This window comes from Dactylosporangium sp. NPDC000244 (assembly GCF_040300725.1).
GTDB lineage: Bacteria > Actinomycetota > Actinomycetes > Mycobacteriales > Micromonosporaceae > Dactylosporangium.
Genome location: NZ_JBEPEH010000028.1, coordinates 107,742 through 121,006 on the forward strand (window position 1 = coordinate 107,742; position 13,265 = coordinate 121,006).

The window sequence follows — 13,265 nt, forward strand, 5'->3', positions numbered from 1 at the left end:
GTTGATGTTTACCACCATCCGGCCCGGGTAGGGGCGTTGGCAGGTCAGCGCAGCCGGTTCGGTGGAGGTCGCAGAGTTGAGGATTGCCCTGGTCTCCGCCCAGGCCAGCCCGCTCGGGCTGGGCGGACCGACGGCGGGAGGCCGGCACACTCACGTGGCGGCCCTGGCCAAGGCCCTCGGCGCGCTGTCGCACGAGGTGACCGTGTACGTGCGCCACGAGGACAAGAGCCTGCCCAAGACCGTCCCGTTCGCGCCCGGCGTCACGATCGAGCACGTGCCCGGCGGCCCCGTGCAGCCGCTGCCGGCCGACGACCAGCTCCCCCTCATGGGGGACTTCGGCCGGGCGCTGGCCGACCGGTGGAAATCCGGCGGGCCGGACGGCGGACCGGATGTCGTGCACGCGCACTACTGGCTCTCCGGCCTCGCCGCGCTCACCGCCACCGCGGACGTGCGCCGGCCGGTGGTGGTCACCTTCCACGGCCTCGCCGCGGCCGAGCGCCGCCACCTGCCCGTCGACCACAACGCCGGACCGGGCCCCCGGGCGGGCATGGAGCGCACGCTGGGCTCCCTCGCCGACCGGGTGGTGGCCCAGAGCGAGGACGAGGTCGCCGACCTCGGCCGCATGGGCATCCGGCGCGCCACGACCGTCATCGTCCCGCCCGGCGTCGACCCTGAAACCTTCACGCCGTCCGGCCCGGCGGCCGACCATCGCCGCCCCGGGCTGCGCCGCATCCTCACCGTCGGCCCGCTCGTGCCGCGCAAGGGCTTCGGCGACCTCGTCGAGGCGCTGCGCCGCGTGCCGGGGGCCGAGCTGGTGATCGTCGGCGGCCCCGACCCGGCCCGCCCGCCCCGCGACATCGACGCCGATCCCGAGGCCCGCCGGCTGTTGCAGCTGGCCGACACCCACGGCGTCGCCGACCGGGTCCGCATCGTCGGCGCGGTCAGCCAGGAGGACCTGGCCGGCTGGTACCGCTCCGCCGACGTCCTGGCCTGCGCCCCCTGGTACGAGCCGTCGGGCCTGACCCCGCTGGAGGCGATGTCCTGCGGCGTGCCGGTGGTCGCCTACGAGGTCGGCGGCATCGGCGAGAGCGTCATCGACAACGTCACCGGCGTGCTCGTCCCGCCCCGCGACCCCAACGCGCTGGCCGGCGCCCTGCGGGCCCTGCTCGGCGACGAGGTGCGCCGGATGAGCTTCGCCAGCGCCGCGATCGACCGCGTCCGCTCCCGCTACACCTGGGAGCGCACCGCGACGGAGCTGGAGCGGGTGTACCGCACCGTGACCGGCGTCACCGAGGCCGCCGACGAGTCCGGCTCCGACGCCGGCTCGGACGAGGACGAACTCTCCGAGGTCTCCTGACCACGTTCGGTGGTGTGCGTCTTGCCCGGGGGCCGGGCGGCGCGGTAATTTGAACGAACCGTATCTGCATCCGTCGCTGGATTCGCCTCCAGTGCCGGATGGCCTCGGCGGATCGTCAAATCAGCCGCGATCCAGTCGCCGCGGGCCGTGCCGGGCGCTCGAGACCAGGGCGTCGTCTGGCCGAACTCATGCCGCGAGACCGCTGTGCGGTGCTCTGCGGCACGGTAGGCAGGGGACCCCTCATGACCATCACCCGCGCACCCGGCCGCCCACCCGTCCGCGCACCCGGTCGCAGCCCAGGCAAGGACGCCGAGACGGCCGCCCAGGCCCTGATCACCGTGCTCGCCGACCTCCCGGCCGGCAGTCCCGACCGGCCCCGCGTCCGGGCCCGCCTCATCGAGCTGTACCTGCCGCTGGCCGAGTACCTGGCCCGGCGCTTCCGCAACCGCGGCGAGCCGCTCGACGACCTCACCCAGGTCGCGGGCCTCGGCCTGATCAAGGCCGTGGACGGCTTCGACCCGACGCGCGGGGCGCCGTTCCCCAGCTACGCGATCCCGATGATCGTCGGCGAGCTCAAGCGCCACTTCCGCGACAAGGGCTGGGACGTGCGCGTCCCGCGCCGGCTGCAGGAGCTGCGCCTGGAGATCAGCAAGGTCTCCGGCGAGCTGGCCCAGGAGCTCGGCCGCTCGCCGACCGTCGCCGACCTCGCCGGCCGCCTCGGGATCAGCGAGGAGGAGGTCATCGAGGGGCTGGAGTCCGGGCACGCGTACCGCACCCTGTCGATCAACGCCCCGGCCGGCGGCGACGGCGGCGCGGCCGAGCTCGCCGACCTCCTCGGCGGGGCGGACCGGGCCCTGGAGGCGGTCGACGACCGCGAGTCGCTGCGGCCGCTCATCGCCCGGCTGCCCGAGCGCGAGCAGCAGATCATCGCCATGCGGTTCGTCGGCAACCTGACGCAGACGCAGATCGCCGCCCGGCTCGGGATCTCCCAGATGCACGTGTCGCGGCTGCTGACCCACGCCCTGACGTTCCTGCGCGGGGAGCTGGTCGAGCCCCTGTGAATCTGGCCCTGTGAATCTGGCCCTGTGAATCTGGCCCTGTGCGTCAGGCCGGGGCGAGCACCGACGAGAGCTGGTACACGTTGTAGGCCTGCCGGATCACCGGGTGGGCCACGTTGCGCACGGGCACCCCGCCCGGCGTCGTGCCGCGCTCCGAGCCCGCGTGCGCGTGGCCGTGCACGGCCAGCCCGACGCCGGGCGTGCCGTCGATGGCCTGCGCCAGGTGGTACGAGCCCAGGAACGGGTAGATCTCCAGGGGCTCGCCCAGCAGCGTCTCCGGCACGGGGGAGTAGTGCGTCAGAGCGATGCGCACGTCGCAGTCCAGCGCGGCCAGGCTCTCGCCGAAGCGCGCCGCGAGCTCGCGGCCGTGGCTGGTGAACGCCTTCATCTCCGGCTCGCCGAACTCGCTCGCGCAGGCGCCCGCGAAGCCGCCGCCGAAGCCCTTGGTCCCGGCGACGCCGATGCGCACGCCGCGGCACTCCACCACGGTGCCGGAGCATTCCAGGACGATCAGGCCGGCGTCGCGCAGTACCGCCGCCACCGCCTCCTGCTCGTCGGAGTGGTAGTCGTGGTTGCCGAGGATCGCGACCACCGGCACGGGCAGCCCGCCGAACTCGCGGGCCACGCACACCGCCTCGGCCTCGGTGCCGTGCCGGGTCAGGTCGCCGGCCAGCAGCAGCAGGTCGGCCTTCGCGCCGAGGTGCTCCAGCGCCGGCCGGTAGCGGCCCACGACGTCGGCATCCAGGTGCACGTCGCCGACCGCCGCCACGCGAACAGTGCCGTCATCGGTCTGCGCCACGCCGCCGCCTCCGCTCACAGTTCCTCCACCTCTTCCGGCTCGTGGACCCGGGTCAAGCCGATGTTGCACTGCACCGGCAGGTCCGGGAACGCCTCGGCGACCACCCGGCAGATCGTGTCGCGGCGCTCGGCGCTCTCCACCTCGCCGACGAGCGCGATGCCGGAGTCGGTGCGCACGAAGCGGATCCCCTGCTCGGTGATCCGTTCGTCCTCGGCGAGCAGGTGCTGCAGCTCGCCCTCGACGTACTGGTCCGTTGCCATCGTGTTCCCCCTTAGACGGCCGCCGCCAGCGCGTTGGCCTCGGCCATCGACATCACACCGAGGCGGTCGATCAAGAACAGAAAAGCATGGGCGTAGGGCGAGTGGGCGGTTTCCCGGTAGACCCGGGGCCAGTCGATCTGCTCCCGCAGCGAGCGCGCCACCGGCAGCCCGCGCGCGAAGTCGCAGTAGTGCGCCGACCACGTGAGCACCTTGTGGATCATCAGCTCGGTCGCCGAGAGGACCGGCATGTGGCAGGCGTTGACCGCGATGACGTCGGTGTCCTGGAAGGTCGCGTCGGTCACCGGCCGCTGCACCGGGCAGAAGATGAAGTCGATCAGGAGGTCGCCCTGCTCCGTGTCGTCCCAGGCCTTCACCAGCCAGCCCTCGGGGGGCACCTCGCCGCGGAAGCCGACCTCGGCCAGCGAGGCGAGCACCCGCCCGGCGTCCTCCTCCTTGATGAGGAAGTCGATGTCGTGGTCGACGGATTCGCCGCCGCGCGCGTACACCGCGAAGCTGCCAGCCAGGCAGAAGGGGATGCCCGCGTCCTTGAGGTGGAACGCGGCCTTCTTGAGCGTGGCGATCAGCGGCTGCCTGTCCTCGGAAACTGCCATGCATGACGGCTTACCCGCCGCGTCATTCCGTCACACGCACCGAATTCGCCAGCAGATCGCCCAGCCGCGCCAGCTCCCCGGCCGGGCAGGCCTGGGCGAGCCGCGGGAAGATCTCGGTCTCCTCTTCCTGCATGTGCTGGCGCACGGCGTCGAAGCCGTCCGCGGTGAGCGAGCGGAACGAGGCGTGCTCGGAGTCCTCGTACTCCGCGATGTCCGGCCCGGCCGGCAGGTGCTCGCGCAGGGCCGGGTGCAGGAAGCGCGTCTCGGCGTCGATGTGGCACCGCAGCGCCTCCTCGGCGGCGGCCACGGCCTCGCGGCGCCCCTGCGGGGTGGGGGCCGTCTCGGCGTCGGCGAAGAGCGACTCCAGCCGGCGGTGCTCGGCCGTCAGGAGCTCGAGGAGATCCGCCGACATGGTGCAGGCGTACCCAGACCGGGCATGCGCTAACCCCGCCCTACCGATGATGTTGGTACATGTGTTCGAATAGTGGACCATGGAGCGCAGAAAGCACTGGTGGAACGGCACCTGGGGCCGGCTGGCCCGCCGCGACGTCTACCTCTTCGAGGACGCCGGCATCTGGTGGGTCGAGTCGCGGGAGGGCGGCGCGGACGGGCGCTGCCGTCGCTACGAGTTCGCCGACGAGGACGGCGCGATGAACTGCGTCTCCGGCCTGCTGGCTCAGCCGGGCAACTGGCGCGAGCTGCAATAGGCGCAACGATTCGTCATTTCGCTGCCGTACTGCACAACAAAACTGCGCCATCAAGCACCGGATCGCAATGGTTCGTCGTCCGGACGGGTCGTAGGTTGTGACCATGAGTCGTCGCTACCTCATGTGCCGCCCGACGTACTTCGCGGTGGACTACGCGATCAACCCGTGGATGGACCCGACCCAGCCGGTCGACGCCGGCCGGGCGGTCGAGCAGTGGACGACCCTCTACGAGCTGTACCTGTCGCTCGGCCACACCGTCGAGCTCATCGACCCGGTCCCCGGCCTGCCCGACATGGTCTTCGCCGCCAACGGCGCGACCGTGGTGGACGGCCGGGTCTACGGCGCGCAGTTCCGCCACCCGGAGCGCGCCGACGAGGGCCCGGCCTACCTGGAGTGGTTCGCCCGCAACGGCTTCGACGTGCACCCGGCCAAGAGCGTCAACGAGGGCGAGGGCGACCTGCTGCTGGCCGGCGAGCGCATCCTGGCCGGCACCGGGCTGCGCACCGAGCACGCCGCGCACGCCGAGGCGCAGGAGCTCTTCGGCCGCCCGGTGCTGACCCTGCAGCTCGTCGACCCGCGCTACTACCACCTCGACACCGCGCTCACCGTGCTGTCGCAGGACACCATCGCGTACTACCCGGGCGCGTTCTCCGCGGGCAGCCAGGCGGTCCTGCGCCGGCTGTACCCCGACGCCGTGCTCGCGACCGCCGAGGACGCCGCCGTGCTGGGCCTCAACGCGGTCAGCGACGGCCACCGGGTCGTCCTGCCATCCGCCGCCGTCCGCCTGGCCGGGGAGCTAGCGTCGAAAGGGTTCCAGCCGGTCCCCGTCGACGTCTCCGAGCTGCACAAGGCCGGCGGCGGCCCGAAGTGCTGCACCCTGGAGGTCCGCGCATGACCAGCGTCGTCAATCGCACCAGCGTCGACAATCGCGACAGCGTCGACAGTCGCACCGGCGTCGACAGTCGCACCGCATCGGCAGTTGAGGCGGCGGAACAGCACACCGCGCACAACTACCACCCGCTGCCGGTCGTCATCGCCGAGGCCGAGGGCGCCTGGGTCACCGACGTCGACGGGCGCCGCTACCTCGACTGCCTCGCCGGCTACTCCGCGCTGAACTTCGGCCACCGCCACCCCGGCCTCGTCGCCGCCGCCCGCGAGCAGCTCGACCGGGTCACGCTCACGAGCCGCGCCTTCCTGCACGACCAGTTCGGCCCGTTCTGCGCCGACCTGGCCCGGCTCACCGGCAAGGAGCTGGTGCTGCCGATGAACAGCGGGGCCGAGGCCGTGGAGACCGCGATCAAGGTGTCGCGCAAGTGGGGGTACAAGGTCAAGGGCGTCCCCGACGGCCGGGCCACCATCATCGTGGCCGACGGCAACTTCCACGGCCGGACCACGACCATCGTGAGCTTCTCGACCGACCCCGAGGCCCGGGCCGACTACGGGCCCTACACGCCCGGCTTCGTCGTGGTGCCCTACGGCGACCTCGACGCGCTCGCGGCCGCGATCGACGACACCACCGTGGCCGTGCTCCTGGAGCCGATCCAGGGCGAGGCGGGGGTTCTGGTACCGCCGCGCGGCTACCTGCCCGGCGTGCGCCGGCTGTGCACCGAGCGCGGGGTGCTCTTCGTCGCCGACGAGATCCAGTCCGGCCTCGGCCGCACCGGGGCCACGTTCGCGTGCGACGACGAGTCCGTGGTGCCGGACATGTACATCCTGGGCAAGGCCCTCGGCGGCGGCATCGTGCCGGTGTCGGCGGTCGCGGCGAACGCCGACATCCTCGGCGTGCTGCGGCCGGGCGAGCACGGCTCCACGTTCGGCGGCAACCCGCTCGCGTGCGCCGTGGCCCGGGCCGTCATCGCCCTGCTGGAGACCGGCGAGCCCCAGGCCCGCGCCCGCGAGGTCGGCGCCCACCTGCACCGGCGGCTGAACGCGCTCGTCGGCCACGGCCTGACCGCGGTGCGCGGCCGGGGCCTGTGGGCGGGCATCGACATCGACCCCGCGCTCATGACGGGCCGCGAGGCGAGCGAGCGCCTCATGGCCCGCGGCGTGCTGGCCAAGGACACCCACGGCTCGACGCTGCGCCTCGCGCCGCCGCTGGTGGTCACCGAGGCCGACATCGACCTCGCCGTGGACGCCCTGGCCGAGGTGCTCAAGGGCTCAGCGGCGCAGTAACCGGTTGAACCAGCCCGAACGCTGCTCGGGCACCGCCGGGGGCGCCTCCATCACCAGCACGTCCGGGGATGCGGGGCGCACCGGCGGGACGACCGCCGGCATCGGGCGCGGGCGGGGCAGCGGCGGGCGTTCGCCGTGCACGACCGGGCACCGGGCGGCCGCGGGCGGGGTGATCGGGGAGCGTCCCCGCCGGCCGAGCTCGCGGGCCTCCGCGTCCAGGTAGAACGCGGGGCGCTGGTCGGCCTCGGGGTAGTACCGGTGAAAGACGCCGAGCGTCGAGGAGCTCAGCGGCGGCACGACCCACGACCAGTCGGCCGGGGTCGGGCGGCCGCCGCGCTCCTCGCTCGCGATGTGGGCCAGGAACCGCTCCGACTCGGTGTGGTGGTCGCTGATGCGCGCGCCCGCCTGGTCGAAGGACCACAGCACCGCGCGGTTGAGCTCGACGAGCGCGCGGTCCTTCCACAGCGAGCGCTCGGTCGACGTGTCCAGGCCCATGCGCGCGGCGACGAGCGGCAGCAGGTTGTACCGGTCGTGGTCGGCGAGGTTGCGGGCGCCGATCTCGGTCCCGAGGTACCAGCCGTTGAACGGGGCGAGCGGGTAGTCCACCCCGCCGATGGTCAGGCGCATGTTCGCGATCGCCGGGATGGCGTGCCAGCGCAGCCCCAGCTCGGCGAACCAGCGCAGCTCCGGGTGCTCGATCGGCACCTCCCACACCGCGTCCTCGGGCAGCTCGCGCAGCGTGACCGAGCCGTCGGGGGCCTCGATCGCCAGCGGCAGCACGTCGAAGGGGTTGTCGGGCTTGCCGTGCCAGCCGTACTGCCGCAGCGTCTCGGTGAACTGCGTGTACTGCGGGTCGCCGACGACGGTGCCGTCCGGGTGGCGGTGCCCGGCGTAGCGGATCAGCTGGTCGTTCCACAGCCGCACGGCCGGCCGGCCCGGGATGTGCTGGGCGAAGACGGAGATCATCGGGCGGATCACGTGCCGCTCGCGCTGCCCGGCCAGGCGCAGGTGCCGGACGAGCTCATCGGCGACCTCGCCGGGCGTGGTCACCTTGCGCAGGTCGCGCACGACGAGGCTGCGCCAGTAGAGCCGGCCGATGCAGCGGCTCGCGTTGCGCCAGGCGACCCGGGCGCCGAAGACGAGCTCGGCGTACGTGTGCACGTACGTGCCGGTCTCGGCGATCTCGTCGCGGACCCGGGCCAGGCGCTCACGCCCGTTCCCCCCGGGCTGTTCGTGGTGGAAGAGAGCCAGAAAGTCCTCGGCCTCGGCGGGATCCACGGGGGCGTGGTCGTCCCAGGGCCGTCCCTGCGTGTCGCGGTATCCGGGCACGCTCACGCGCAACCTCCAACGCGGATGTTCCAGTGCGGGTGGCAAGGAGGACATCGTGTAAGCGCGCGGAAGGTCGAGGTCGCACACGGTGTGCGGCCGGCATCGCAGCGTCAGCTATTGCAAGTTGCAGAAAATGCGAGGGGAGCGCCGCCGGTTCCGGCGGCGCTCCCCTCTCGGCCCCCACCCCACTAACCGGAGGCCACCCGGCGCAGCCGGGCCAGGTAGGTCTGCGCCACGACCACCAGCGCGATGAACGCCCCGCTGATGACCGTCTGCCAGGCCGACGTGACGGTGCCGATCTGGTTGATGATGTTCTGGATCACCTGGAGCAGCAGCACGCCGGCGATGGTGCCGCCGAGGGTGCCCGCGCCGCCGGTCAGCAGCGTGCCGCCGACGACCACCGCGGCGATCGCGTCGAGCTCCATGCCGGTGCCCAGCACCGTGACGCCGGAGCCGAGGCGGGCCGCGTTGATGGTGCCCGCGAGCCCGGCCAGGAGGCCGGAGAGCACGTAGACCCGCACCTGGGTGCTGCGGATCTTCACGCCCATCAGGCGGGCCGCGTCCTCGCTGCCGCCGATGGCGTAGACGGACTGGCCGAAGCGGCTGCGGTACAGCAGCAGCATCCCGGCCGCGAAGAGCACCACGACTCCGAAGACCGGGTACCCGATCCCGCCCAGCTCGCCCGTGCCGAAGTGCTTGAAGGAGTCCGTCTTCACCAGGTAGGTGTCGGCCCCCTGGTCGGACAGGGCGAGCATCAGCCCGCGGGCCCCGAGCAGCCCGGCGAGCGTGACGATGAAGGGCGCCAGCCGCGCGTAGGCGATGATGAGCCCCTGCACCAGCCCGAACACCCCGCAGACGGCCAGCGGGAGCGCGAAGGCGGCCCAGGTGCCGAACTGCGACGCCCAGGCGGCCAGCACCCCGCCCAGCACGTACAGCGACCCGACGGACAGGTCGATGCCGCCGCTGATGATCACGAAGGTCATGCCGAGCGCGATGAGCGCGGGCGGCGCGGTGGAGATGAGCACCGTGCCGAGGTTGTCGAAGGTGCGGAAGCTGTCCCACGTGACGACGCCGACGACGATCACGAGCACGAGCACGGCGAGCGCGCCCTGGCGCTGCACCAGCTCGACGATCCGCTCGGTGCGCATCGAGGCGGCCTCGGCCCGGGCCGCCTTGGCCGGGGGCGTGACCACGGTCTGGCTCATCGGGTCCTCCGTTCGCGGGCCGCGTACACGGCGACCAGGATGATGACCGCCTGCACCATCTGCGCGGTCGAGTCGCGCAGGTTGTTGGCGATCATCGTCGCGGTCAGCAGCTGCATGAGCAGCGCGCCGGCCACGGTGCCGAGCACGCGCACCTTGCCGCCGGTCAGCGGGGTGCCGCCGACGACCACCGCGGTGATCGCGGAGAGCTCGATGAGCAGGCCGATCCGCGACGCGTCGGCCGAGCCGATCCGGGCCACCTGGATGACGCCGGCGATCGAGGCGAGGATCGCGCTGATGACGTAGACCGTCACCAGCACCCGGCGCACCGGGACGCCGGCCAGCACCGCGGCCGGGCGGTTGTCGCCGATGGCCAGCAGCCGCCGGCCGAAGACCGTCCGGCGCACCACGAAGCCGACCACGACGGCCAGCGCCGCGGCGATCCACACGGTGTAGGGCACGTAGAAGAACTGCCCCGTGCCGATCTCGATGAAGTTCTGGTCGTGGATGTCCTTGTAGCGCCCGCTGGACAGCACGAGCGCGATGCCCCGGCCCGCCACCAGCATCGCCAGCGTCGCCACGATCGGCTGGAGGCCGACGAAGGCCACCAGCCCGCCGTTGACCAGGCCGATGACCAGCCCGCCGACGAGCGCGAGGACGATCGCCGGGACGGGGCCGTAGCCGAGGTACAGCGGGATGATCGCGGCCCCGAGGGCCATCACGGACCCGACCGACAGGTCGATGCCCTCGGTGCCGATGACCAGCGCCATGCCCAGCGCCACGATCACCACGGGGGTGACCTGGACGAGCTGGATGCGCAGGTTCGACCACTCGAGGAAGTTGTCGGTGTAGACGATGTTGAACAGCACCAGCACGAGCAGGGCCACGTACACGCCGTACACCGGCAGCAGCCGGCGCCAGCGGGACAGGTCGAGCTTGTTGACAGCCGTCGTGTCGGTCATGACGACGCCACCGCGATCACGTTCATCAAATGCTCCGTCGTCACTTCCTCGCCGCGCAGCATCCCCACCACGGCGCCATCACGCAGGACCACGACCCGGTCGGAGCCCTCGATGAGCTCCTCGGCGTCGGAGGACACCAGCACCACCCCGAGGCCCTCGGACGCCAGCTCGTCGATGAGCGCCTGCACCTCGGCCTTCGCGCCCACGTCGATGCCGCGGGTCGGCTCGTCCAGCAGCAGCACCTTCGGGCCGGTCGCCAGCAGCCGGGCCAGCAGCACCTTCTGCTGGTTGCCGCCGGAGAGGTCGCCGACCCGCTGGTGCGGGCTGGACGCCTTGATCCGCAGGCGCTTCATGAACGTGTCGACGATCTCGTCGATCTTCCGCTCGGAGACGACGCCGGCGGTGGCGAGCCGGGGCAGGATCGCCAGGGCGATGTTCTCCCGCACCGACAGCCCCAGCGCGATGCCCTCGGCCTTGCGGTCCTCGGGCTGCACGGCGATGCCGGCCTTCAGCGCGCTCACCGGGGTCGGGCGGCGCAGCGGCCGGCCGCCGACCTCGACCGTCCCGCTGTCCAGCGGCAGCGCGCCGGCCACCGCCTTGATGGTCTCGCTGCGCCCGGCGCCGAGCAGGCCGCCGAGCCCCACGACCTCGCCCGGCCGGACCTCGAAGCTGACCCCGGCGAGGTGGTGGCGGCTGTTGAGGTCGGTGGCCCGCAGCACCGGCTGGCCGCCGGCGGCGTCGTGCTCGCCGGCGAAGCTGGTGAACGAGCGCTCGGCCGAGACCGGGCGGCCCAGCATGTGCGAGACGAGCTGGACGCGCTCGAGGTCGGCCAGCTTGCCCGCGTGGACGAGCTTGCCGTCGCGCAGGATCGTGACGCTGTCGCAGATGCGGTACAGCTCGTCGAGGCGGTGGCTCACGTAGATGATGCCGACGCCGCGCTCGTGCAGCCGGTGGATGACGCCGAAGAGCGTCTCCACCTCGCGGGGCTCGAGCGAGGAGGTCGGCTCGTCCATCACGACGACCTTGGCGTCGACCATGACGGCCCGGGCCAGCGCGACCATCTGCTGCGCGCCGAGGGGCATGAGGCCCAGCGGGCGGCGCACGTCGGAGGTGATGCCGTAGCCGGAGAGGATCTCGGCCGCCTCGCGGTTCATCCGGGCGACGTCGACCAGGCCGAGGCGGTTGCGCGGCTCGCGGGTCAGGAAGAGGTTGCGCGCCACGCTCATGAGCGGGACGAGGTTGACCTCCTGGTAGATGGTGGAGATCCCGGCCGCCTGGGCGTCCAGCGGGCCGCCGAAGGAGACCGGCTCGCCCTGGTAGCGCACCTCGCCGCCGTCCGGGCGGTACACGCCGGTGAGGACCTTGATCAGGGTGGACTTGCCGGCGCCGTTCTCGCCGACGAGCGCGTGCACCTCGCCCGCGTTCAGCGTGAACGAGACGTCGTCGAGCGCGCGCACGCCCGGGAACTGCTTGCTGACCCCGGTGACTTCCAACAGGGACATGTTGCCTCTCTTCACGCGTCGAACCCCGGCCCGCGCCAGGCGAAGGGCCTGGCGCGGACCGGGGTTACCAGGCCTAGTAGGACAGACCGATGTCGGACGACGCGTTGGTGGAGTCGTACTCGCGGTCGGAGATGATGATGTTCTCCGGGATCGCGTCGCCGTTGAAGAACTTCTCAGCGGTGGAGAAGGCCAGCGGGCCGAAGCGCGGGTTGGACTCGATGACCGAGTAGATCCAGCCGTCGACGATGCCCTGGACCGCGCCCTTGGTGCCGTCGATCGTCACGATCTTGACGTCGCCGGCCTTCTTGCTGGCGCCCTTGAGGGCGGTCACCGCGCCGAGAGCCATCTCGTCGTTCTCGGCGTAGATGCCGTTGACGTTCGGGTTGGCCTGCAGCAGCTGCTCGGCCGTCTTCTGGCCCTCCTCGCGGGAGAAGTTGCCGGTCTGCTCGAAGACGATCTTGATGCCCGGGGCGACCTTGGCCATCTCGTCCTTGAAGCCGCTGGTGCGCAGCGTGGTGACGTTGTTGCCCGGCGCGCCGAGCAGGATCGCGACCGTGCCGGTGTTGTTGAGGGCCTTGGCCATCTTGTCGGCGGCCCGCTTGCCCTGCTCCGCGAAGTCCGACCCGATGAAGGTCAGGTAGTTGGTGCAGCTCTTCGCGTTGATCTTCCGGTCGATCGTGATGATCGGAATCTTCTTCGCCGAGGCCTTGGCGAACACCGAGTCCCAGCCGTCGGAGTTCAGCGGCGCGACGATCAGCAGCTGCACGCCCTGGTCGATCAGGGTGCTCACGTCGGTGATCTGCTTGTCGAACTTCGAGTCGGCGTTGGTCGTCTTGAGGTTGGCCTCGGGGATGCCCAGCTTCTTCGCCTCGTCCTTGATGGACTGGGTCTCGGCGATGCGGAACGGGTTGGCCTCCTTCTCCGACTGGGAGAAGCCCACCTGGGCCGTCTTCAGGTCGATCTTGGTGCCGCCGAACTGCTGCAGCGTGCAGCTGGCGCCGGAGGCGTCGGCCGACTTGGTGGCCTGCGCGGCGGCGGAGGCGTTCGCCGACGTGCCGGACCCGGCGTTGTCGTCCTCGGACTTCGCACAGCCGGTCATCAGCAGGGCCGCGGCGCTGAGCACGGCCAGAGCGGGCCGCCAGTGGCCACGCATATTGATCATGGTGCAACTCCCTTGAGCGAGGGATCGACTGGGGTGTCTGTGCGGGACCTCATCGAGGTGTATCGCATTCACTCATCCTCAAACTTTTTCTGTCAAGACTTTCCACCCACCCGCCCAAAACCAAACACCAACTGTCACATGACC

Annotated in this window: 14 protein-coding genes; 5 read left to right on the forward strand and 9 right to left on the reverse strand. The window is 71.8% G+C overall.

Features of this window, described 5'->3' with window-relative positions; translation table 11 throughout:
• The first annotated feature begins 76 nt into the window (after window positions 1–76).
• Window positions 77–1,357, forward strand: a complete 1,281-nt coding sequence (locus tag ABT369_RS35465) for a glycosyltransferase (protein WP_350618723.1) — start codon at window positions 77–79, stop codon at window positions 1,355–1,357.
• Between the two features lie 242 nt (window positions 1,358–1,599).
• Window positions 1,600–2,418, forward strand: a complete 819-nt coding sequence (locus tag ABT369_RS35470) for an RNA polymerase sigma factor SigF (protein ID WP_350618725.1) — start codon at window positions 1,600–1,602, stop codon at window positions 2,416–2,418.
• A 43-nt stretch (window positions 2,419–2,461) separates the two neighbouring features.
• On the opposite strand, the gene ABT369_RS35475 is transcribed toward ABT369_RS35470, so the two are convergent.
• Genes ABT369_RS35475 through ABT369_RS35490 form a run of 4 tightly spaced genes read right to left on the reverse strand, consistent with a single transcriptional unit; the run spans window position 2,462 to window position 4,497 of the window.
• Entirely contained in the window at window positions 2,462–3,214 is a 753-nt protein-coding gene (locus ABT369_RS35475) for a metallophosphoesterase family protein (RefSeq protein WP_350618727.1), read from the reverse strand.
• Window positions 3,215–3,228: 14 nt separating this feature from the next.
• A complete protein-coding gene (locus tag ABT369_RS35480) occupies window positions 3,229–3,474 on the reverse strand; it encodes a hypothetical protein (protein WP_350618729.1) in 246 nt (81 codons plus the stop codon).
• An 11-nt stretch (window positions 3,475–3,485) separates the two neighbouring features.
• On the reverse strand, window positions 3,486–4,085 hold the full coding sequence (locus ABT369_RS35485; protein WP_350618731.1) for a nucleotidyltransferase family protein: 600 nt from the start codon (window positions 4,083–4,085) through the stop codon (window positions 3,486–3,488).
• Window positions 4,086–4,107: 22 nt separating this feature from the next.
• Complete coding sequence (locus ABT369_RS35490) at window positions 4,108–4,497, reverse strand: hemerythrin domain-containing protein (protein ID WP_350618733.1); 390 nt, start codon at window positions 4,495–4,497, stop codon at window positions 4,108–4,110.
• 79 nt (window positions 4,498–4,576) lie between these two features.
• Here ABT369_RS35490 and ABT369_RS35495 point away from each other — a divergent pair, with 79 nt between their 5' ends.
• The 3 genes from ABT369_RS35495 to rocD all read left to right on the forward strand — a co-directional run bounded on the left by ABT369_RS35495 (window position 4,577) and on the right by rocD (window position 6,964).
• A complete protein-coding gene (locus ABT369_RS35495) occupies window positions 4,577–4,792 on the forward strand; it encodes a hypothetical protein (RefSeq protein WP_350618735.1) in 216 nt (71 codons plus the stop codon).
• Between the two features lie 103 nt (window positions 4,793–4,895).
• Window positions 4,896–5,687, forward strand: coding sequence for a dimethylargininase (gene ddaH, locus ABT369_RS35500; RefSeq protein ID WP_350618737.1), 792 nt, complete (start codon window positions 4,896–4,898; stop codon window positions 5,685–5,687).
• Complete coding sequence (gene rocD / locus ABT369_RS35505) at window positions 5,684–6,964, forward strand: ornithine--oxo-acid transaminase (protein ID WP_350618739.1); 1,281 nt, start codon at window positions 5,684–5,686, stop codon at window positions 6,962–6,964. The genes ddaH and rocD overlap by 4 nt, the downstream gene beginning before the upstream one ends.
• Here the strand turns inward: rocD and ABT369_RS35510 are convergent.
• The 5 genes from ABT369_RS35510 to ABT369_RS35530 all read right to left on the reverse strand — a co-directional run bounded on the left by ABT369_RS35510 (window position 6,950) and on the right by ABT369_RS35530 (window position 13,121).
• Window positions 6,950–8,299 carry a nitric oxide synthase oxygenase gene (locus tag ABT369_RS35510; RefSeq protein ID WP_350618741.1) on the reverse strand — a complete coding sequence of 450 codons (1,350 nt, stop codon included), beginning with the start codon at window positions 8,297–8,299 and terminating at the stop codon, window positions 6,950–6,952. The two genes, rocD and ABT369_RS35510, sit on opposite strands and share 15 nt — an antisense overlap.
• Window positions 8,300–8,481: 182 nt before the next feature.
• Window positions 8,482–9,498, reverse strand: coding sequence for an ABC transporter permease (locus tag ABT369_RS35515; RefSeq protein WP_350618743.1), 1,017 nt, complete (start codon window positions 9,496–9,498; stop codon window positions 8,482–8,484).
• Window positions 9,495–10,457, reverse strand: a complete 963-nt coding sequence (locus ABT369_RS35520) for an ABC transporter permease (protein WP_350618745.1) — start codon at window positions 10,455–10,457, stop codon at window positions 9,495–9,497. Before ABT369_RS35520 ends, ABT369_RS35515 begins: the two co-directional genes overlap by 4 nt.
• On the reverse strand, window positions 10,454–11,959 hold the full coding sequence (locus ABT369_RS35525) for a sugar ABC transporter ATP-binding protein (protein WP_350618747.1): 1,506 nt from the start codon (window positions 11,957–11,959) through the stop codon (window positions 10,454–10,456). Before ABT369_RS35525 ends, ABT369_RS35520 begins: the two co-directional genes overlap by 4 nt.
• 73 nt (window positions 11,960–12,032) lie before the next feature.
• Complete coding sequence (locus ABT369_RS35530; protein WP_350618749.1) at window positions 12,033–13,121, reverse strand: ABC transporter substrate-binding protein; 1,089 nt, start codon at window positions 13,119–13,121, stop codon at window positions 12,033–12,035.
• Window positions 13,122–13,265: the final 144 nt, after the last annotated feature.

Coding starts and splice junctions, on each gene's coding strand:
- ABT369_RS35495 (WP_350618735.1), top strand. CDS start 4,577: ATGGAGCGCAGAAAGCACTGGTGGAACGGCACCTGGGGCCGGCTGGCC.
- ABT369_RS35490 (WP_350618733.1), bottom strand. CDS start 4,497: ATGTCGGCGGATCTCCTCGAGCTCCTGACGGCCGAGCACCGCCGGCTG.
- ddaH (WP_350618737.1), top strand. CDS start 4,896: ATGAGTCGTCGCTACCTCATGTGCCGCCCGACGTACTTCGCGGTGGAC.
- ABT369_RS35480 (WP_350618729.1), bottom strand. CDS start 3,474: ATGGCAACGGACCAGTACGTCGAGGGCGAGCTGCAGCACCTGCTCGCC.
- ABT369_RS35530 (WP_350618749.1), bottom strand. CDS start 13,121: ATGATCAATATGCGTGGCCACTGGCGGCCCGCTCTGGCCGTGCTCAGC.
- ABT369_RS35515 (WP_350618743.1), bottom strand. CDS start 9,498: ATGAGCCAGACCGTGGTCACGCCCCCGGCCAAGGCGGCCCGGGCCGAG.
- ABT369_RS35525 (WP_350618747.1), bottom strand. CDS start 11,959: ATGTCCCTGTTGGAAGTCACCGGGGTCAGCAAGCAGTTCCCGGGCGTG.
- ABT369_RS35470 (WP_350618725.1), top strand. CDS start 1,600: ATGACCATCACCCGCGCACCCGGCCGCCCACCCGTCCGCGCACCCGGT.
- rocD (WP_350618739.1), top strand. CDS start 5,684: ATGACCAGCGTCGTCAATCGCACCAGCGTCGACAATCGCGACAGCGTC.
- ABT369_RS35520 (WP_350618745.1), bottom strand. CDS start 10,457: ATGACCGACACGACGGCTGTCAACAAGCTCGACCTGTCCCGCTGGCGC.
- ABT369_RS35485 (WP_350618731.1), bottom strand. CDS start 4,085: ATGGCAGTTTCCGAGGACAGGCAGCCGCTGATCGCCACGCTCAAGAAG.